We start from the raw sequence: 19,608 nt of genomic DNA, 5'->3' as shown, positions 1-19,608 counted from the left end.
ACACGACGCAGGCCTACCCTCGCTTCGCATCGGGGTGGCCTTCGTCGTGTCTGGCGGTGGCGGAGGGATTTGAACCCTCGGTGGACTTTCACCCACAAACGCTTTCGAGGCGTTCTCCTTAGGCCGCTCGGACACGCCACCGCCGAGCAGGGTACCCGAGGGGTGGACCGGTTCCGAAATCGCCCCGGCCGCCCTCGACTCGAGCCCGAGGACGGCCCCGGCCGGGCACCCGCACTGCCCGTCCCCGCCCCGTGACCGCCCCGTGGGACGCCTGGGAATGCACCACCCCCGTCCGGGACTTGAACCAGGACGTGACCCCGACGTCCCGTGCTGCCGTCGGGCTGCGCTCCGAGCGCGGCCCCATCCTGCTGGCCCTCATGGTCTCGACGGGCCTCATCGCGATCGACGCCACGATCCTCGCCACCGCCGTGCCGTCGATCGTCCGCGACCTCGGTGGCTTCGCCCAGTTCCCGTGGCTCTTCTCGGTGTACCTGCTCGCCCAAGGTGTCTCGGTCCCGGTGTACGCCAAGTTCGCCGACATCTTCGGCCGCAAGCCGCTCATGCTCCTCGGGATCGGGCTCTTCCTCGCCGGGTCGGTGGTGTGCGGGTTCGCCTGGAGCATGCCCGCCCTGATCGCCTTCCGCGCCGTGCAGGGTCTCGGCGCGGGTGCGGTCCAGCCCATGGCCATCACCATCGCCGGCGACATCTACACGGTGGCCGAGCGGGCGACGACCCAGGGCTACCTCGCCAGCGTGTGGGCGATCTCGTCGGTCGTCGGCCCGACCCTCGGGGGCGTCTTCTCCCAGCTGGGGATCTGGCGCTGGATCTTCTTCGTGAACGTGCCGCTCTGCCTGCTCGCCGCCTTCCTCATCGCGCGCGACTTCCACGAGTCCGTCGAACGGCGTCCGCACAAGATCGACTACGCCGGGTCGGCGGTGCTGACGGCCGGGATGGCGCTGGTCATCCTCGGCGTCCTCGAGGGCGGACAGGCGTGGGCCTGGTCCTCCCCGACGAGCATCGCGGTGTTCGCCGCCGGTGCCGCGCTGCTGGCGCTCTTCCCGTGGATCGAGCGCCGCGCCGCCGAGCCCGTCCTCCCGCTGTGGGTCCTCAGCCGCCGCCTGCTCGTCACCACGACCGCCCTGTCGCTCGGGGTCGGCGTCATCCTCATCGGCCTGACGTCGTTCGTCCCGACCTACCTCGAGAACTCCCTCGGCGTCTCCCCGCTCGTCGGCGGCCTCGCCCTCGCCGCCCTCACGCTCGGCTGGCCCCTCGCCGCCACCGTGTCGGGCCGGCTGTTCTACCTGCGCTGGGGCTTCCGCCCGACCATCCTCATCGGGCTCGCCCTGGTGCTGCTCGGCTCGGCGGCGCTCGCGCTGCTCTCCGCCCACCCCTCGGTCCTCGTCGTCGCCGTCACCTGCTTCGTCGTGGGCATGGGCATGGGCCTGGTGGCGACGCCGTCGCTCATCGCGGCCCAGGCGAGCGTGGAGTGGCACGAGCGCGGCGTGGCGACCGGAACCAACATGTTCGCGCGGTCCATCGGCAGCGCCCTGGGGGCCGCCGTCTTCGGCGCCGTCGCCAACGCCGTGGTCGCGTCCACCGGCCGTCCCGAGACCGACCCCGCCACCGCCACGTCGTCCGGCCGTGCCGTCTTCGTCGCCGTGGTGGTGGCTGCGGCCCTCACGGTTGCCGCCGGCGTCCTCATGCCGAAGGTGCGGGCGGACACCCAGCCGTCCCCGGCCCGCGAGGCGGAACCGGAGCCGGCCTGAGCACCGCTCAGCCGGCCGAGCGAGCGCGCTCCCGGCGGCGACGCCGCACGACGACCACCACGACCGCGACGAGGACGATCACGCCGACCACCACAGCCGCGCCCGTGCCCAGCCACTTCACCACGCGGCGGTAGGACTCCCCGGCGAGGTAGCCACCCGTGACGGCCGTCGCGCCCCAGGCGATGCCCCCGACCGCGTTCCACGGCAGGAACATGCGGTACGGCATACCGCTGAGACCGGCGAGCGCCGGCATGACCGCACGGAAGAAGGCGGTCCAGCGTCCGAGGAAGACGGCCGAGCCGCCCCGGCGGCGCAGGAAGTCCTGCGCCTCGTCGAGCCGCTTGCGTCGCTTCTTCAGGAGCGACAGCTCCAGCACCCGGGGGCCGAAGTGCTTGCCGATCTCGTACCCGACCGAGTCGCCCACGACCGCGCACACGATGACGACGAGCAGCACCACCGGGAACGACGTGTGGCCGATGCTGGCCGTCACGCCCCCGATGATGGCGAGCGTCTCGCCGGGGAGGACGAAGCCCACGAACAGGGCGTCCTCGGCGAACACGACGAGGCCGACGATGAGGTAGACGAGCCACGGCGGGGCGCCGAGGACCGTGTCGACCAGGCTGCTGACGAGTCCGCTCACGACCGGGCTGCCTCTCGGTGGCTGGTGAAGAAGTCGAGCAGCAGGGCCGAGCACTCCTGCTCGCGCACCCCGCCGACGACCTCGACGAAGTGGTTGGCCCTGCGGTCCCGGACGAGGTCCCACACCGAGCCCGTCGCGCCCAGCTTCGGGTCCCAGGCCCCCAGGACGAGCCGGTCGACCCGGGACAGGAGCAGGGCACCCGCGCACATCGGGCAGGGCTCCAGCGTCACGACGAGGGTGCAGCCCTCGAGCCGCCACTCCCCGCGGCGCGCGGCGGCCTCCCGCAGCGCCACGACCTCGGCGTGCGCCGTCGGGTCGTGCTCGACCTCGCGCAGGTTCCGACCGCGCCCGACGACCTCACCGGCAGCGTCCACGACGACGGCACCCACGGGCACGTCACCGTCCAGAGCCGCCTGTCCGGCGAGGTCGAGCGCCTCCCCCATCCACGCGGCATACCTGCCGTCGGGCGCCGGGCCGCGGGTCGAGGTCACGCGCTAAGTTTCGCCTATGCGCGTCCACGTTGCCGACCACCCCCTCATCACGCACAAGCTGACCTACCTGCGTGACAAGCGGACGGACAGCCCCACCTTCCGGCGGCTGACCGAGGAGCTGGTGACGCTGCTCGCGTACGAGGCGACCCGGGACGTGCGGGTGGAGCCGTTCGACATCGAGACCCCGGTCGCGCCCACCACCGGCATCAAGCTGTCCAACCCCAAGCCGCTCATCGTCCCGATCCTGCGCGCCGGCCTCGGCATGCTCGAGGGCATGGTGCGCCTGCTGCCGGGTGCCGAGGTCGGCTTCCTCGGCATGCAGCGCAACGAGGAGACGCTCGAGGCGATCACCTACGCGAACCGCCTGCCCGACGACCTCCGCGGCCGCCAGTGCTACGTCGTCGACCCCATGCTCGCCACCGGCGGCACCCTTGCCGACGCGATCCGCTACCTCGCCGACCGGGGCGCCGACGACATCACCGCCGTGTGCCTGCTCGCCGCCCCCGAGGGCGTCAAGCACGTCGAGGAGGCGCTCGCCGACCTCGACATCCCGATCACCATCGTCACCGGCGCCATGGACGAGCGGCTCAACGACAAGGGCTACATCGTCCCGGGGCTCGGCGACGCGGGCGACCGCCTCTACGGCCTGGTCTGACCCCGCCGGGTCACCGCCCGTCGCCGGCCCCTCGGCCGAACGGGCCGGGCGCGCCTCCACCGAACGGACGACCCCGTCGGGCACGATGGGATGGAGGTGTGCCCGCTCGGGCGGACCTGTCCCCACGCCCGAGGAGTGTCCATGCAGCGCGCAAAGAAGATCCTGGTCTGGGTCCTCGTCGCGTTCGCCGCCTACGCGATCATCACGTCCCCGCACCAGGCCGCCGACATCGTCAAGACGTCCGGCTCGATCCTCGCCGACGGGGCCCGCGGCATCGGCACCTTCTTCGACTCCCTCCTCGGCCGGTAGCAGGCCGCGGCCGTGAGCCTCCCCGAGCCGGGACCCCTCTCCGTGCCGCGCCGGAACGCCGAGCTCGACCGGTACCTGCTCGACGGGGAGCGGCTCGTGACGGCGGTCCACCAGCACTGGGCCAAGGTGGCCGAGCCCGTCGGCAGCGTCCTCCTCGGCGCGGTGCTCGCGCTGTGGCTCGACGCGCGGATCCCCGCCTCCGTCGGCTGGCTGACCACAGGCACGTGGTGGCTGTGGTTCGCCCTGGTCGCGCGGATGGCCTACCGGGTGGCCGAGTGGCGGCACGACTGGTTCGTCGCGACCGACAAGCGCCTGCTGCTCTTCTACGGCTTCATCACCCGCAAGGTGGCGATGATGCCGCTGATGAAGGTCACGGACATGTCCTACGAGAGGTCGGTGCCCGGCCGGCTGCTGGGCTACGGCCGCTTCGTCATGGAGTCGGCGGGCCAGGACCAGGCCCTGCACGAGGTGAACTGGGTCCCCCAGCCCGACCACAACTACCGCGTCATCTGCGCGGAGATGTTCCGCGGCTCCGGGCGCGACCAGGGCCGCGGCGCCCCGTGGGGCGGTCCCGGCCAGCCGTGGGACGACCAGTGGGACGAGCCGCAAAAACAGGAGCCGTGGGTGGACGAGCCGTGGACCGAGCCGGTGCCGGTCCGCGCGGACCTGCCCGACCCGTACGCCGGCTGGAACTCCCCGCGGCACACCCCGGCACACCCCACGGCCGGCGACCCCGGCCCGTCGAGCGGTGACCAGGGCGACACCCTCTACCGCTCGCCCGACCTGCGGGCCCGCGACCGCAGCGCCGACACCGGGCCGATCCCCCTGCGCCGTCGCCGCGCCCGGGAGGACGACGAGCGCTAGCGTGGTCGGCCAACCGGGGCGCCACGCCGTCGCCCCGCCGCCGAGCCACTGGAGGTCGTGCCCATGTCCGTGATGCGGACCAAGTCGGTCGAACAGTCCATCAGCGAGACCGACGACCCGGAGTTCGCCCTCAAGAAGAGCCTGTCCTGGCTCGACCTGACGGTGTTCGGCATCGGCGTCATCATCGGCGCCGGCATCTTCACCTTCACCGGCAAGGCCGCGCAGGCGTATGCCGGGCCGGCGATCACCATCTCCTTCGTCGTGGCCGCGGTCGTCTGCGGTCTCGCCGCCCTCTGCTACGCGGAGTTCGCCTCGACCGTCCCGGTGTCGGGGTCCGCCTACACGTTCTCGTACGCGTCCCTCGGCGAGATCGTGGCGTGGATCATCGGCTGGGACCTCCTGCTCGAGCTGGCCCTCGGTGCCGGGGTGGTGTCCCAGGGCTGGTCGTCCTACGCGAACCTCCTGCTGAACGACCTCGGCATCCACCTGCCGTCCGCCCTGGCGCCGCTGACCAAGGACAACCCGGGCGGGCAGTTCAACCTGCTCGCGTTCCTGCTCGTCGCCGTGCTGACCGCGCTCGTGGCCTGGGGCATCAAGGAGTCGATGCGGGTCAACCTCGTGCTGGTCGCGATCAAGCTCTTCATCGTGCTGTTCGTCATCGTCGCGGGCATCGCCTACATCAAGACGGCGAACTACACCCCGTTCGTGCCGCCCGCCAAGGCGGGCGAGGGCGCCTCGGGCCTCACCCAGCCGCTCATCCAGGCGATGTTCGGCTTCACGCCGTCGACCTACGGCCTCGGCGGCATCTTCGCCGGCGCCGGCATCGTGTTCTTCGCCTACATCGGCTTCGACGTGGTGGCCACCACCGCCGAGGAGGCCAAGAACCCCCAGCGCGACCTGCCGATCGGGATCATCGCCTCGCTCGTGATCTGCACGATCCTCTACGTCGCCGTCGCCTTCGTCATCACGGGCATGGTCAAGTACGACAAGATCGACCCGGATGCCGCGCTGGCCACCGCCTTCAAGGACGTGGGCAAGTCGGCGTATGCGACGGTCATCTCCTGCGGCGCCGTCGCCGGCCTCACGACCGTCGTGATGACGCTCATCATCGGAGCCACCCGCGTGCTGTTCGCCATGTGCCGCGACCGGCTGCTGCCCGCCGGCCTCGGGCGCACCAACCCGCGCACGGGCACCCCGATCCGGATCACGGTGCTCGTCGGCGCCATCGTGGCGTTCATCGCCGGCTACCTCGGCAACCACGTCGACCTCGAGGAGATGGTGAACATCGGCACGCTCGCCGCGTTCACCCTCGTCTCGCTCGCGGTGCCGATCCTGCGCCGGCGCCGTCCGGACATCCAGCGCGCCTTCCGGGTGCCACTGTCGCCGTGGCTGCCCGGGTTCGCGGCGCTGGCCTCGCTCTACCTGATGCTCAACCTGTCGGTCGAGACCTGGATCCGCTTCCTGGTCTGGATGGCCCTCGGGTTCGTCATCTACTTCGCGTACAGCTACCGGAACAGCCGGCTGGCCCGGCGCGGCCACGACACCGAGCCCGAGCCCGCGCGCGTCGCCGGCGCGTGACGGGAGCCCGGCCGGTCGACTAGGGCCTGCTCGCAGGTCAGAGAGCCTTGATGATGTCCTCGACGCGCTCCTTGGCGTCGCCGAAGAGCATCGCGCTGTTCTCCTTGAAGAACAACGGGTTCTGCACCCCGGCATACCCGGTGGCCATGGACCGCTTGAAGACGACCACGTTGCGCGCCTTCCACACCTCGAGCACCGGCATGCCCGCGATGGGGCTGGACGGCTCCTCGGACGCCGACGGGTTCACGGTGTCGTTGGCGCCGATGACGAGGACGACGTCGGTGTCGGGGAAGTCGTCGTTGACCTCGTCCATCTCGAGCACGATGTCGTAGGGCACCTTGGCCTCGGCGAGCAGGACGTTCATGTGCCCGGGCAGGCGTCCGGCGACCGGGTGGATGCCGAACCGGACGTTGACCCCCTTCCTGCGCAGCTGGCTGGTGAGCTCGGCGACGGGGTACTGCGCCTGGGCCACCGCCATGCCGTAGCCCGGGGTGATGACCACGGAGGACGCGTCGCGCAGCAGCTCGGCGACGTCCTCGGCGGTGGTCTCGCGGTGCTCGCCGTAGTCGGTGTCGGCGCCGACCGCGACCTCCTGGCCGAACCCGCCCGCGATGACCGAGAAGAACGAGCGGTTCATCGCCCGGCACATGATGTAGCTGAGGATCGCACCGGAGGAGCCGACGAGGGCGCCCGTGACGATGAGCAGGTCGTTGCCGAGCATGAAGCCGGCGGCGGCCGCGGCCCAGCCGGAGTAGCTGTTGAGCATCGACACCACGACCGGCATGTCGCCGCCGCCGATGGAGGCCACGAGGTGCCAGCCGAACGCCAGCGCGACGACCGTCATGACGAGCAGCGGGACGATCGACCCCGACGCCACGAACCAGACGAGAAGGCCGGCCGAGACGACCAGGGCCGCGAGGTTGAGCCAGTGGCGGGCGGGGAGCATGAGCGGCGAGGACTTGATCCGCGCCGACAGCTTGAGGAACGCGACGATCGACCCGGTGAAGGTCACGGCGCCGATGAAGACGCCGAGGAACACCTCGACGAGGTGGATGGTCTCGCCCGTCCCCGCCTCGCCGCCCTCGGCGAAGGAGTTGAAGCCGACGAGCACCGCGGCGAGGCCCACGAACGAGTGCAGCATCGCGACGAGCTCGGGCATCTGGGTCATCTCGACGACCCGCGCCCGCCACAGCCCGATCGAGCCGCCGACCGCCATGGCGACGAGCACGAGCAGGATCGTGACGAGCCCGTTCTCCGACCGCGACGCTGAGAGCCACAGGGTGGCGACGAGCGCGATCACCATGCCGGCGATACCGAAGGCGTTGCCCTCCTTGGCCTTCTCGTGCTTCGAGAGCCCGGCGAGGGAGAGGACGAAGAGGACGGCCGAGACGATGTATGCCGCCTGGACGACGTTGTTGGTGACCACCGGTCAGTCCTTCCGGAACATCTGGAGCATGCGGCCGGTGACCGCGAACCCACCGAAGATGTTGATGCTCGCGATGACGATGCCCACCAGGGCGATGGTGCGCACGACCGCGTCCCCGCTGCCGACCTGGAGGATCGCGCCGACGAGGATGATGCCGCTGATCGCGTTGGTCTCCGACATCAGCGGCGTGTGCAGGGCGTGGGCGACGTTGGAGATGACGTAGAAGCCCACGATGACCGCGAGCGCGAAGACCGTGAAGTGCCCGAGGAAGACCGACGGGGAGTTCGCGGCGACGAGGCCGAAGAGGACCGCGGCCAGTGCCATCACGGCATACCGGCGCCGCGGGTCCGGTGGCGGCTTGGGTGCCGCGGGTTCGGGCGCCTTCGCGGCGGGCGCCGACGGGGCGGCGCTGACCTGCACGGGCGGTGGCGGCCACAGCGTCTCGCCGTCACGGCAGACGGTCATGCCGCGCTGCACGACGTCGTCGAGGTCGAGGACGACGCGGCCGTCCTTGCCGGGGGTGAGGAGCTTGAGCAGGTTGACGAGGTTGGTGCCGTAGAGCTGGCTGGCCTGGGTCGGCAGCCGCCCGGGGAGGTCGGTGTAGCCGATGATCTTGACGCCGTTCGGCGTGGTCACCAGCTGGTCGGCGACGGCGCCGGCGACGTTGCCGCCGTTGGCGGCCGCCATGTCGACGACGACCGAGCCCGGCTTCATCGTGGCGACCATCTCCTCGGTGATGAGGCGGGGGGCGGGCCGGCCCGGGATGAGGGCGGTGGTGATGACGATGTCGACCTCGCGGACCTGCTGGGCGTACAGCTCGGCGGCCTTGCGGTTGAAGTCCTCGCCCATCTCCTTGGCGTAGCCGGTCGCCGACGGGCCCTCGTCCTCGACGTCGATCCGCAGGAACTGCGCGCCCATCGACTCGACCTGCTCGCCGACCTCGGAGCGGGCGTCGAACGCGCGCACGACGGCGCCGAGGCTGTTGGCGGTGCCGATGGCGGCCAGACCGGCGACACCTGCGCCCACGACGAGCACCGTGGCGGGGGGCACCTTGCCGGCCGCGGTGACCTGGCCGGTGAAGAGCGAGCCGAACTCGTGCGCCGCCTCGATCACCGCGCGGTAGCCGCCGATGTTCGCCATGGAGGAGAGGACGTCGAGCGACTGGGCCCGGGAGATCCGCGGGACGGCATCCATCGCGAGCGCGGTGACGCCGGCGGCGGTGAGCTGCTCGACGAGGTCGGGACGCAGGGCCGGGGACAACAGGCAGGCGAGCAGGGTGCCCGCCCGCAGGCGCGCGACCTCGGCCTCGTCCGGGGCGTTGACCTTGAGGACGACGTCGGAGGTCCACGCCTCGCCCGCCTCGACGCAGGTGGCGCCCGCGGCGGCATACGCCTCGTCGGGGAAGGAGGCCCGCGCACCGGCACCGCGCTCGACCACCACGTCGTACCCGAGGCCGACGAACTGCCCGACCGTCCTGGGCGTGGCGGCGACCCGGGTCTCACCCGGCTTGGACTCCGCAGGGACACCGATCCGCACTGTTGCTCCCGTCGTTGGAAGGCCGTGACGCGCCCAAACCTATTGGCTGGGCGTCCGAGAGTGGCGGCTTTGTGAGCACGGTCGCGTGCCGCGTCCACCGTCCGGACAGTGTGAGACGCCGCCGCGCCACCTGCCGTCACATCCGCGGCACGTGGTGCGTCGGTGGGGTGCCAGCGTCGTTTCGTGGAAGGGTCGTGCCGTGGACCGGACGGAGATGTTCGTGGCCGAGCGGCCGCGGCTCGTGGGGCTCGCCGCCCGGGTGCTGACCGACGCGGCCGAGGCGGAGGACGTGGTCCAGCAGGCGTGGCTGCGGCTGGACGCCACGGACGACGACATCGAGAACCTGCCCGCCTGGCTGACGACCGTGACGACGCGGCTGTGCCTGGACCGGCTGCGGGCGCGGCGCTCGGTGCCCGTGCCGGAGGTAGAGGTGGTCGAGCAGGCCCCCGACCCCGCCGACGACGTCGTGCTCGCGGACACGGTCGGCATCGCCCTGCAGGTCGTGCTCGACCGCCTGACGCCGCAGGAGCGGGTGGCGTTCGTGCTGCACGACACGTTCGGCTTCGAGTTCGCCACGATCGCCACGGTGCTCGACAGCACCCCGGCGGCGGCACGCAAGCTCGCCTCCCGCGCGCGGGCCAAGGTGCGCCAGCCGGCGGCGGAGGACGCCCTTGCCGACTGGGAGGTCGTCGACGCGTTCCTGTCCGCCGCGCGCGAGGGGGACTTCACCCGGCTGGTGCAGCTGCTGGCGCCGGACGCGGTCGTGACGGCGGACGACACGGCCGTCCTCGCCGGGACGCCGCAGCGGATCGAGGGCCGCGAGGAGGTGGCGACCTTCTTCAACGGGTCGGCGAAGTCGGCGCTGCCGGTCCTGGTCGACGACCGTCCGGGGGCCGCCTGGTACCTGCGCGGCGAGGCCAAGGTGCTGTTCGACTTCACCCTCGCCGACGGGCTCGTCACCGCGATCACCTTCCGCGCCGACCCCGAGGTGCTCGCGCGGGTGACGCGTCGCGAGGCGGGTGCTCCCCGCGACGCCGCCACACCTCGCGACTGACGGGGTCCCGCGGAAACCCCTCCGGTGACCGGTCACACCTGCGCCGCCCCGGACGTCGAACAGGCAGAGGCACCACCCACCGACACCAGGGCCACCCGGCCGGAGGAGAAGCGATGAAGACCATGACCTGCCGCCAGCTCGGCGGCCCCTGCGAGCTCGAGCACCGCGGCGAGACCGCCGACGAGGTCATCAAGGCCCAGGATCGGCACCTCCGGGACGCCGAGCGGGCGGGCGACTCCGCCCACCTGCCGGCCCGGGAGGACATGAAGAACCGCTGGCGCCACCCCAAGCGCTCGCTCGGGTGGTACCGCGACGCCAAGGCGACCTTCGCGGCCCTGCCCGAGTCGTAGGCCGCCGGGCCCTGACGACGACGAAGCCCCCACCCGGGGACGGTCGGGTGGGGGCTTCGCCGTGCGCCGCGCCGGGCCGCTAGAAGATCAGGCCGGTGACGATGAGCGCCATCAGGGCGATGAGCGTGACGGCGCCGAGGAACAGGCTGCCGCCGATGTCGCGCTGCGACTGCTCGTAGGTGCGGTCGGTGTGCAGGTAGTCATGGGGGTAGCGCCGGGCCTCGTGGGCGGCGCGAGCGCGGTGCTCCGCGCGGGTGCGAGTCATGGTCTGGGTCATCTGTGCTCGCCTCCTCTCGTTACGATACGAACCGTATCGTATCGCACGACTGGACGCGACCCGTCAGGAGGTGGCACCGCCCACGTCGCCGTGCGGGACGGGCTGCCCGAGCCGGCCGGCCTGGTAGTCCTCGAAGGCCTGGACGAGCTCGGCACGGTTGTTCATGACGAAGGGCCCCGCCCACGCGACGGGCTCGCGGATCGGCCGTCCACCGAGCACGAGCACGTCGAGCCCCGCGGCATACCGCTCCTGCTGCGTGCGCGCCGACGACAGCCGCAGGGTGTCGCCCGCGCCCAGCACGGCCAGCTGGCCGGTGCCGATCGGCGACTGGTCCGGGCCGACGAACCCGTCGCCGCTCATGACGTAGACGAGGGCGTTGAAGTCGCTGCGCCACGGCAGGACGACCTCGCCGCCCGGGGCGACGGTCGCGTGCACCATCGCCATGGGCGTGTGCGTCGACCCGGGCCCGGTCACGCCGCCGACCTCACCGGCGATGACGCGCAGCAGCGCGCCCCCGTCCGCGGAGGTCAGGAGCCCGACCTCGGAGGAGCGCAGGTCCTGGTATGCCGGGGGCTTGAGCTTGTCGACGCGCGGCAGGTTCACCCACAGCTGGAAGCCGTGGAACAGTCCGCCGCTGACGACGAGGTGCTCCGGCGGGGCCTCGATGTGCAGGATCCCCGAGCCGGCGGTCATCCACTGGGTGTCGCCGTTGGTGATCGTGCCGCCGCCACCGAAGGAGTCCTGGTGGTCGAAGATGCCGTCGATGATGTAGGTGACGGTCTCGAAGCCGCGGTGGGGGTGCCACGGCGTCCCCTTCGGCTCGCCCGGGGCGTACTCCACCTCGCCCATCTCGTCCATGTGGATGAACGGGTCGAGGTCGCGCAGGTCGACGCCGGCGAAGGCGCGCTTCACCGGGAAGCCCTCGCCCTCGACGCCGCCGGGCGCGCTGGTGATCGAACGCACGGGTCGCGACGTGGCGGCCGGCGACGGGCTCGGCACCCGCGGCAGGACGGTGAGGTCGGAGACGGTGACGGCTGGCATGGTCCCTCCATCGGATAGTTTCAAATTCAACTATCTAGCCCAACGCCGACCCGCGTCAAGACATTCCTCCCGGGAGGTCGGCGGGGCGGCCCAGGGGCCGGAGACCCGTCAGGGGCCACGCCGGAGACCGGTCAAGGGCCAGGCCGGAGACCGGTCAGGGGGCCGACGGGTCGTGCGGGTCCTGCCTGGCGGCGGCGTTGGTGCGGTCCACGACCTCGCCGAGGAAGCGCAGGACGACCTCCCGCTCGGCCGGGGTGAAGCCGGCGATCACGTCCCGGATCGCGCCCCCGATGGGGGCGAACACGTCCCGACCCACCTGCATCGCCTCGTCGGTCATCTCGATCGACACGCGCCGGCGGTCGGTGGCGCTGTGCCGCCGCTGGACGTGGCCGACACCCTCGAGCCGGGCGAGCAGGGCGGACGTGGCGGGCGCACTGAGGTTGAGGGCGGCGGCGAGCTCGCCCGGCCCGAGGTCCTCGCCCCGCCGGCTGGCGTCCATCACGTGGCCGAGGGCGTTGAGGTCGGTGCGGTGCAGCCCGTGCCGGCCGCCGTGCGCGTCGATGTAGTGGTCCATGGCGGTCGTGAACTCGCGGAGCCGATCGATGATGGCCGCCTCCATGGCCGCAGGAGGCGTCGGGTCGCGGTGCGTCACGGGGACAGTCTAGTATTTCCACCATGGAAATGTTCCAGAGTGGAGACAAGAAGCCGGCACGGGACCCGCACGGGTTCTTCTCACCCGCAGGTCGCGCCCTCGGAGGTCTCGTGGGGCCCCGGGTCAAGTGGGTCGTCGTCGTGCTCGCGATCCTCGTCTCCGGGGCGGCCTTCGCGTTCGCCGGGCAGCCCAAGGCGGTCTCCACCACCGCCGCGTCGCTGCCCGACAGCGCCGAGTCCGCCCAGGTGAACGCCCTGCGCGCGCAGCTTCCCTCCAGTGGTGTCGCCCCGGCGATCGTCGTCTACAAGGCGGCGTCCGGCGCGGTCGACGTCACGGCCGTCGAGGCCTCCCGGGACCGGGGCGTCGCCGCCGTGAAGCAGTGGGCGCCCTCCGCCGGCGCCCAGAGCGGCGCTCCGGGCACCCCCGGTGGGACGGGCGGCCCCTCGTCGGGCGCCATCCCGCCGCAGCTCTCGGCGGACAAGGGCACGGCCCTGGTCGTCGTGCCGCTCAAGGCAGACCTGCCGGACGGCGCCAACGCCGATGCGGTCAAGGCCCTGCGCGCGGCCGTCCGGGAGGGCCTGCCCGCCGGCCTGACGGCGACCGTCACCGGCGGACCGGCGTTCGGGGCCGACATCGGCGCGGTGTTCGAGGGCGCCGACATCCGGCTGCTCGCCGCGACCGCAGGCGTGGTGGCGATCCTGCTCCTCATCACCTACCGCAGCCCGTGGCTGTGGCTGGTGCCGCTGACCGTCGTCGGGACCGGCGACCAGGTCGCGAGCAAGGCACTCACCGTCCTGTCGCGCATCAGCGACGTCCGCGCCGACGGCGCGGTCACCGGCATCACGTCGGTCCTGGTCTTCGGCGCCGGCACCAACTACGCCCTGCTGCTCATCGCCCGCTACCGGGAGGAGCTGCGCCGCACCGAGGACCGCCACGAGGCCATGCGGGCGGCGCTGCGCTCGGCCGCGCCCGCCATCCTGGCCAGCGGCGGCACCGTCACCCTGGCGCTGCTCAGCCTTGGCCTGGCCGACGACCCGTTCGCACGGTCGCTGGGGTATGCCGGCGCGCTGGGAATCGTGGTCGCCCTGCTGTACGCCCTGCTCGTCCTGCCGGCCGCGATGGTGATGTTCGGGCGCCGGCTCTTCTGGCCGTTCGTCCCGCGCGTGGGCACCCTCGACCCCAGCCACGCCGGCGTGTGGCGTCGCCTCGGCGACGCGGTGACCGGGCGGCCGGTGGTCGTGGCCGTCTCCTCGGTGGCCGTGCTCGTCGTCCTCGCCCTCGGCGGCCTCAGCCTCTCGGTGGGCCAGTCCCCCAACGAGCAGTTCCTCAAGAAGCCGGAGGCCGTCGTCGGCCAGGAGCAGCTCGCGGCCGCGTTCCCGGCCGGAACGAGCGAGCCCGCCACCATCATCACCAGGGCCTCCGCCGCCGCAGCGGTCACCGACGCGGCCAAGGGCGTCGACGGGGTCCAGCAGGTCCGCACGGCGGGAGGCGACGACCGGTTCGTCGAGCTCAGCGCCGTCCTCGACGCCTCCCCCGGGACGACCAAGGCGTTCGACCGGGTGAAGGCGCTGCGGACGGCGGTCCACGCCGTCCCGGGCGCGGACGCGCTCGTCGGCGGCAGCGACGCGGAGGCGCTGGACGCCAAGACGACGGCCGACCGGGACCGCCTGGTGCTGTTCCCCGTGATCCTCGGGATCGTCGTGGTGGTGCTCATGCTGCTGCTGCGCTCGGTGGTCGCGGCCGTGCTCCTCGTGACGACGGTCGTCGCAACCTACGTGGCGAGCCTGGGAGCGAGCTGGTTCGCGTTCCGCCACCTGCTCGACTACCCGCCGCTGGCCGTCAGCACCCCCCTGCTGGCGTTCCTGTTCCTCGTGGCCCTCGGCGTCGACTACAACATCTTCCTCACGACCCGGGCCCGCGAGGAGGCCTCCGAGGGGGCGCCGGCCCGGGAGGCGATCGTGCGGGCGCTCGCCGTCACCGGCGGCGTGATCACGAGCGCGGGCATCCTGCTCGCGGCGGTGTTCGCGGTGCTCGGCGTGCTGCCGCTGGTGCAGCTGGCCCAGATCGGCGTCATCGTCGGGTTCGGCGTCCTGCTCGACACGCTCGTCGTGCGCAGCATCCTCGTACCGGCGCTGGTCAGCCTCCTCGGCGAGCGGTTCTGGTGGCCGAGCCACCCGACCGGCGGACGACCGGTTCGCGCCTGACCGCTGCGCGCCGGCCGGGGCACGCCGCCGCGGTCGGCGAACCGGTCGTCGGTCGGCTCGGCCTGGGCCGTCCGCCCGCACACGAGGAGCCCGGCACACCGGAGGGGGTGCCGGGCTCCTGCGTCGGTCGGCCGGGGTCGTCGGGTCAGGCGTGCAGGCCGAGGTCGGCGACCGTCTTCTCCCGCATCTCGACCTTGCGGACCTTGCCGGTGACGGTCATGGGGAACTCGTCGACGACCATGACGTAGCGGGGGATCTTGTAGTGCGCGAGCTTGCCGGTGGCGAACGCGCGCACCCCCTCGGCGTCGAGCGGCTGCGCCCCCTCGCGCATGCGGATCCACGCGCAGAGCTCCTCGCCGTACCGCTCGTCCGGCACCCCGATCACCTGGGCGTCGAGGATGTCGGGGTGGGTGTAGAGGAACTCCTCGATCTCCCGCGGGTAGATGTTCTCCCCACCGCGGATCACCATGTCCTTGATCCGGCCGGTGATCTGGACGTAGCCGTCCTCGTCCATCACCGCGATGTCGCCGGTGTGCATCCAGCCGTCCTGGAGCACCTCGTCGGTCTTGTCCTGCTGCTCCCAGTACCCGAGCATCACCGAGTAGCCCTTGGTGCAGAACTCCCCCGGCGTCCCGCGCGGGACCGTCTCGCCCGACACCGGGTCGACGACCTTGATCTCCAGGTGCGGCATGACCCGCCCGACCGTGCCGACCTTGTGCTCGAACGAGTCGTCCACGCGGGTCTGCGTCGACACCGGCGAGGTCTCCGTCATGCCGTAGCAGATGGTCATCTCGTCGATGCCGGCGTCGATGAGCTTCTGCATCATCGTCGCCGGGCACGGGGACCCGGCCATGATCCCGGTGCGCACCGAGGACAGGTCGTAGGCCGCGTGGTCGGCCAGCGCCCACTCCGCGATGAACATCGTGGGCACGCCGTACAGGCTGGTGCACTTCTCGTCGGCGGTCGCCTTGAGGGTCGCGGCCGGGTCGAACCCGGGAGCCGGGATCACCATGGCCGCCCCGTGCGTGGTGCACGCGAGGTTGCCCATGACCATGCCGAAGCAGTGGTAGAAGGGCACGGGGATGCAGACCCGGTCGACCTCGGTGTAGCGGCAGAGCTCACCGACGAAGTAGCCGTTGTTGAGGATGTTGCGGTGGCTGAGGGTGGCACCCTTGGGGAACCCGGTCGTGCCCGAGGTGTACTGGATGTTGATCGCGTCGCCCGGCTCCAGGCCGCGCTGCACCTCGGCGACCTGCTCGGCCGTGACCTCGTCCGCGCGCGCCAGCAGGTCGTCCCAGGACTGCTGACCGAAGACCCAGGCGTCGCTGACGTCGGGCCGGTTGTCCCGCACCTCGGCCAGCATCGACACGTAGTCGCTGGTCTTGAACGACTCGGCCAGGAAGACCCGCGTGATGCCCGCCTGCCCGAGGACGTAGTCGAGCTCGTGCGTGCGGTAGGCCGGGTTGATGTTGACGAGGATCGCGCCGATCTTGGCCGTGGCGTACTGGACGACGGTCCACTCGGCGCGGTTGGGCGACCAGATGCCCACGCGCTCACCCTTGGTGACGCCGGCGGCGAGCAGCGCCCGGGCGAGCCGGTCCACCTGCCCGGCGAACTCGGCATACGTCCACCGGATGCCCTGCTGCACGTCGACGAGCGCCTCGCGCTCGCCGAACCGGGCCACGGTCGCGTCGAGGTTGTCGGGGATGGTCTGCTCGAGCAGGGCCGGCTCGGCCTCGCCCACGGCGTGCGACAGCGATGTCATGGGGACATCCCACCGCGCCGGGCGCGGCCGGACAACCCCCGTGTCAGGACAGGAAGATGTCCGGGGCCAGGCCCTCGTCGCGACCGGTCATGGAGTACGCCGCGAAGTCGGTCACGCCGCGCGACCGCAGCAGGTCCTCGTCGATGAGCGTCTGCCCGTTCAGCTCCTGGCCGTCCGTGGTCAGCACCTCGTACGCCGCGTCGGCCACGATGTCGGGCTTGCGGCTCACCGCCACCATCTGGTCGCCGCCGGGCAGGTTGCCGATCGCGTCGGTCGCGACCAGCGTCGCCGGCCACAGGCAGGTGGAGGAGACGCCCTTCTGCCCCAGCTCGTGGGCGAAGCCCAGCGCCGCCATCGTCATGCCGTACTTCGCCATCGTGTATGCCGGGTGCCCGGCGAACCAGCGCGGGTCCAGGTTGATGGGCGGGCTCAGGGTGAGCACCTTGGGGTCGGGGCTGGCGAGCAGGTGCGGGATGGCCGAGCGGGTCAGCATGAACGTGCCGCGGACGTTGACGTCCTGCATGAGGTCGTACCGCTTCGGGTCGAGGTCGGCGGTCGGGCTGAGGTTGAGGACGCTCGCGTTGTTGACGACGACGTCGATGCCGCCGAACTCGGCCACGGTGCGCTCGACCGCGGCGGCGATGGTGGCGTCGTCGCGGATGTCGCCCACGATCGGGAGGGCGTTCCCCCCGGCCTCGCGGATCGCGTCGGCGGCCGTGTGGATCGTGCCGGCCAGGCGCGGGTCGGGCCGGTCGGTCTTGGCGACCAGGGCGACGTTGGCTCCGTCACGGGCGGCGCGCACCGCGATCGCGAGGCCGATGCCGCGGCTCCCGCCGGACATGAGGATCGTCCTGCCTGCAAGGGTCGTCATGGCGGTCGAGCCTAGTTACCGCCCGGTAGGCGCGGTACCGCCCCGCGGGGTGTCGCTCGTCACCACCTCACCGGAGGGACTGGCCGGGGCACCTCGCGCGCATCCGGGGCTTGGGAAGAACGGGGCGGGCCCGCGGCGGCCCCCCGGCACACCGCGAGCCCGGCCCGGGCTCCTCACGCGCCGCTCGTCAGCTGGTGATGTCCTTGCCCGCGAACCGGGCCCATGCCGCGGTCCAGAACACCACGGCATACGCCGCGGCCAGGGCGAGGCCCCGCGTGATCTCGCCGCTGCCGCCGATGGGGTCGCGCAGCAGGTCGCCGAAGGCGAGCCAGTGGTCCACGACCAGCCACGGGTGCAGCCAGGCCAGCTGCGGCACCGAGTCGAGGATCCACGACACGATCGTGAAGATCATGAGTGCGATGGCCGCCGCGATCGGCTGCTCGGTGAGGGTGGAGATGAACAGGCCCACGGCGGCGAGCGCGGCCAGGCCCGCCGACAGGTAGAGCATGACGAGCAGCAGCCGCCAGACCGCCGCGCCGAAGGAGATCTGGCTGCCCGACAGGGTGGTCAGCGGACCGGTGCCGAAGATCGCGATGCCGACGACCGCACCGGGCAGCGCCACAGCCGCTATCCCCCAGAACGCGCCGATGCACAGCGAGACGTACTTCACGAGCAGCAGGCGGGTGCGGCCCACCGGGACGGCGAGCAGGTAGCGCAGCGTGCCGATGTTGGCCTCGCCCGCGATCGCGTCGCCGGCGAGCATCGACATCGCCAGCGGCAGGAACATCCCCATCTCCACCCCGAGGGCGGCGAGCGGGACGAACAGGCCGTTGCTGGTGATCGAGGAGAGGAAGTCCGGCCCCTCCCCGGCCCGCGGCGTCGACATCTTCACGGCGATGGCCATGACGACCGGTACCGCGGCGAGGACCGCGAGGCCGGCCTGGTTGCGCCGCCGGCCGGCGATCAGCCGCAGCTCCGAGCGCAGCAGGCGGGTGGACAGGAGGCGGTGCGACGCCGGCCGGGCCGTGGCGCGGCCCGTGCCCGTCGTGGTCGTGCCGGTCGTGGTCGTGCCGGTCGTGGTCGTGCCGGTCGTGGTCGTGCCGGTCGTGGTCGTGCCGGTCGTGGTCGTGCCGGTCGTGGTCGTGCCGGTCGAGACGTCAGCCGCTGACATCGAAGCCCTCCCCCGTGAGCGTGACGAACAGGTCCTCCAGGCTCGGGCGGTCGAGCGCGAACCCGCGCACCCCCACCCCGGCCCGCACGAGCTCGGCGACGACCGCCTCCGGCTCGAGGTCGCCCGGGTCGGCGCGCACGCCGGTCGGGCTGGTGCTGACAGCCGTCGCGCCCAGGCGGGTCAGCACCTCGGCCGCCCGCTCGGGCTGCCCGGTCTCGACACGCACGGTCACGACACCGGAGCCGCGCACCTCGGCCGTCGTGCCCTGCGCCACCATCCGGCCCTCGCGCATGACGCCGAGGTGGGTGCAGATCTGCTCGACCTCGGACAGCAGGTGGCTCGAGACGAGGACGGTGGTGCCGTCCGAGGCGAGCGAGCCGATGAGGTTGCGGACCTCCCGGGTGCCCTGCGGGTCCAGGCCGTTGGTCGGCTCGTCGAGGACGAGCAGGTCCCGCGGCGCGAGCAGCGCCGCCGCGATGGCCAGCCGCTGGCGCATGCCGAGGGAGTAGGCGCGGTACCGCTTGCCGGCAGCGGCCCGCAGGCCCACCCGGTCGAGTGCGCGGTCGATCCGCTCGCCACTCGTGCGCGGGTCGGCGAGCAGGTCGGCGGAGTCCAGCCGGACGAGGTTGGCACGACCCGAGAGGTAGGGGTGGAACGCCGGGCCCTCGACCAGCGAGCCCACCCGGTGCAGGGCCTCGGTCGCCCCCTGCGGGATCGGCAGCCCGAGCAGCGACCGGCTCCCGGAGGTCGGCTCGACCAGGCCGAGGAGCATGCGGATGGTGGTGGTCTTGCCCGAGCCGTTCGGGCCCAGGAAGCCGTAGACCGCCCCGCGCGGGACCCGCAGGTCGAGCGAGTCCACGGCGACCTGGTTGCCGAAGCGCTTGGTGAGCCCGTCGGTGCGCACCGCGAGCGAGTCGTCGACGTCCCCCCGACCCGACGGGGTGGGCGCCCCCAGGGT

The 19,608-nt window shown here is 72.2% G+C and carries 19 protein-coding genes and 1 tRNA gene; 8 read left to right on the top strand and 12 right to left on the bottom strand.

Annotated features, from left to right (window positions below; translation table 11 throughout):
- Positions 1-51: 51 nt before the first annotated feature.
- Positions 52-141 (bottom strand) — tRNA-Ser (locus ACFUC1_RS15975).
- A 236-nt stretch (positions 142-377) separates the two neighbouring features.
- Here ACFUC1_RS15975 and ACFUC1_RS15970 point away from each other — a divergent pair.
- On the top strand, positions 378-1,766 hold the full coding sequence (locus tag ACFUC1_RS15970) for an MDR family MFS transporter (protein ID WP_379121504.1): 1,389 nt from the start codon (positions 378-380) through the stop codon (positions 1,764-1,766).
- Between the two features lie 7 nt (positions 1,767-1,773).
- Here ACFUC1_RS15970 and ACFUC1_RS15965 read toward each other — a convergent pair whose 3' ends face one another.
- Both ACFUC1_RS15965 and ACFUC1_RS15960 read right to left on the bottom strand, forming a co-directional pair.
- The gene (locus ACFUC1_RS15965) at positions 1,774-2,406 is read right to left on the bottom strand and encodes a DedA family protein (protein ID WP_379121498.1); all 633 of its coding nucleotides are present in this window, start codon (positions 2,404-2,406) and stop codon (positions 1,774-1,776) included.
- Positions 2,403-2,849 (bottom strand): nucleoside deaminase, encoded by a 447-nt coding sequence (locus ACFUC1_RS15960; protein ID WP_379121502.1) that lies wholly within the window; start codon positions 2,847-2,849, stop codon positions 2,403-2,405. The genes ACFUC1_RS15965 and ACFUC1_RS15960 overlap by 4 nt, the downstream gene beginning before the upstream one ends.
- A gap of 64 nt (positions 2,850-2,913) precedes the next feature.
- Between ACFUC1_RS15960 and upp the strand changes: the two genes are divergently transcribed.
- From upp to ACFUC1_RS15940, 4 genes are all read left to right on the top strand, one after another.
- A complete protein-coding gene (upp, locus tag ACFUC1_RS15955) occupies positions 2,914-3,552 on the top strand; it encodes a uracil phosphoribosyltransferase (RefSeq protein ID WP_379121496.1) in 639 nt (212 codons plus the stop codon).
- Positions 3,553-3,693: 141 nt separating this feature from the next.
- The gene (locus tag ACFUC1_RS15950) at positions 3,694-3,861 is read left to right on the top strand and encodes a hypothetical protein (protein ID WP_310152763.1); all 168 of its coding nucleotides are present in this window, start codon (positions 3,694-3,696) and stop codon (positions 3,859-3,861) included.
- Positions 3,862-3,873: 12 nt separating this feature from the next.
- Positions 3,874-4,725: a PH domain-containing protein gene (locus ACFUC1_RS15945; protein WP_379121494.1), complete on the top strand. Its 852-nt coding sequence runs from the start codon at positions 3,874-3,876 to the stop codon at positions 4,723-4,725.
- Between the two features lie 63 nt (positions 4,726-4,788).
- Positions 4,789-6,303 carry an amino acid permease gene (locus ACFUC1_RS15940; RefSeq protein WP_379121492.1) on the top strand — a complete coding sequence of 505 codons (1,515 nt, stop codon included), beginning with the start codon at positions 4,789-4,791 and terminating at the stop codon, positions 6,301-6,303.
- A 37-nt stretch (positions 6,304-6,340) separates the two neighbouring features.
- Here ACFUC1_RS15940 and pntB read toward each other — a convergent pair whose 3' ends face one another.
- Positions 6,341-7,729: a Re/Si-specific NAD(P)(+) transhydrogenase subunit beta gene (pntB, locus tag ACFUC1_RS15935; protein ID WP_379121490.1), complete on the bottom strand. Its 1,389-nt coding sequence runs from the start codon at positions 7,727-7,729 to the stop codon at positions 6,341-6,343.
- 3 nt (positions 7,730-7,732) lie between these two features.
- On the bottom strand, positions 7,733-9,265 hold the full coding sequence (locus tag ACFUC1_RS15930; RefSeq protein ID WP_379121488.1) for a Re/Si-specific NAD(P)(+) transhydrogenase subunit alpha: 1,533 nt from the start codon (positions 9,263-9,265) through the stop codon (positions 7,733-7,735).
- Positions 9,266-9,464: 199 nt separating this feature from the next.
- Between ACFUC1_RS15930 and ACFUC1_RS15925 the strand changes: the two genes are divergently transcribed.
- Positions 9,465-10,319, top strand: a complete 855-nt coding sequence (locus ACFUC1_RS15925) for a sigma-70 family RNA polymerase sigma factor (protein WP_379121486.1) — start codon at positions 9,465-9,467, stop codon at positions 10,317-10,319.
- Between the two features lie 113 nt (positions 10,320-10,432).
- Positions 10,433-10,669, top strand: a complete 237-nt coding sequence (locus ACFUC1_RS15920; RefSeq protein ID WP_379121484.1) for a DUF1059 domain-containing protein — start codon at positions 10,433-10,435, stop codon at positions 10,667-10,669.
- Positions 10,670-10,748: 79 nt separating this feature from the next.
- On the opposite strand, the gene ACFUC1_RS15915 is transcribed toward ACFUC1_RS15920, so the two are convergent.
- From ACFUC1_RS15915 to ACFUC1_RS15905, 3 genes are all read right to left on the bottom strand, one after another.
- A complete protein-coding gene (locus ACFUC1_RS15915; RefSeq protein WP_379121482.1) occupies positions 10,749-10,946 on the bottom strand; it encodes a hypothetical protein in 198 nt (65 codons plus the stop codon).
- Positions 10,947-11,009: 63 nt separating this feature from the next.
- Positions 11,010-11,987, bottom strand: a complete 978-nt coding sequence (locus ACFUC1_RS15910; protein ID WP_379121480.1) for a pirin family protein — start codon at positions 11,985-11,987, stop codon at positions 11,010-11,012.
- A gap of 154 nt (positions 11,988-12,141) precedes the next feature.
- Positions 12,142-12,639, bottom strand: coding sequence for a MarR family winged helix-turn-helix transcriptional regulator (locus ACFUC1_RS15905; RefSeq protein WP_379121478.1), 498 nt, complete (start codon positions 12,637-12,639; stop codon positions 12,142-12,144).
- Between the two features lie 23 nt (positions 12,640-12,662).
- Between ACFUC1_RS15905 and ACFUC1_RS15900 the strand changes: the two genes are divergently transcribed.
- Positions 12,663-14,843: an MMPL family transporter gene (locus ACFUC1_RS15900; protein WP_379121476.1), complete on the top strand. Its 2,181-nt coding sequence runs from the start codon at positions 12,663-12,665 to the stop codon at positions 14,841-14,843.
- A gap of 145 nt (positions 14,844-14,988) precedes the next feature.
- Here the strand turns inward: ACFUC1_RS15900 and ACFUC1_RS15895 are convergent, their stop codons facing one another.
- The 4 genes from ACFUC1_RS15895 to ACFUC1_RS15880 all read right to left on the bottom strand — a co-directional run bounded on the left by ACFUC1_RS15895 (position 14,989) and on the right by ACFUC1_RS15880 (position 19,605).
- Positions 14,989-16,608, bottom strand: coding sequence for an AMP-binding protein (locus ACFUC1_RS15895; protein ID WP_379121474.1), 1,620 nt, complete (start codon positions 16,606-16,608; stop codon positions 14,989-14,991).
- 43 nt (positions 16,609-16,651) lie between these two features.
- Positions 16,652-17,479 (bottom strand): SDR family oxidoreductase, encoded by an 828-nt coding sequence (locus ACFUC1_RS15890; RefSeq protein ID WP_379121472.1) that lies wholly within the window; start codon positions 17,477-17,479, stop codon positions 16,652-16,654.
- A gap of 187 nt (positions 17,480-17,666) precedes the next feature.
- A complete protein-coding gene (locus ACFUC1_RS15885) occupies positions 17,667-18,650 on the bottom strand; it encodes an ABC transporter permease (RefSeq protein WP_379121470.1) in 984 nt (327 codons plus the stop codon).
- Positions 18,637-19,605: an ATP-binding cassette domain-containing protein gene (locus ACFUC1_RS15880; protein WP_379121500.1), complete on the bottom strand. Its 969-nt coding sequence runs from the start codon at positions 19,603-19,605 to the stop codon at positions 18,637-18,639. The genes ACFUC1_RS15885 and ACFUC1_RS15880 overlap by 14 nt, the downstream gene beginning before the upstream one ends.
- Positions 19,606-19,608 lie beyond the last annotated feature (3 nt).

The sequence above is a fragment of the Pedococcus sp. NPDC057267 genome, from assembly GCF_042668795.1.
In the GTDB taxonomy this organism is placed as follows: Bacteria; Actinomycetota; Actinomycetes; order Actinomycetales; family Dermatophilaceae; genus Pedococcus.
Note: the sequence above shows the minus strand (reverse complement) of the source record. Positions and strands in the feature narration are given on the sequence as shown.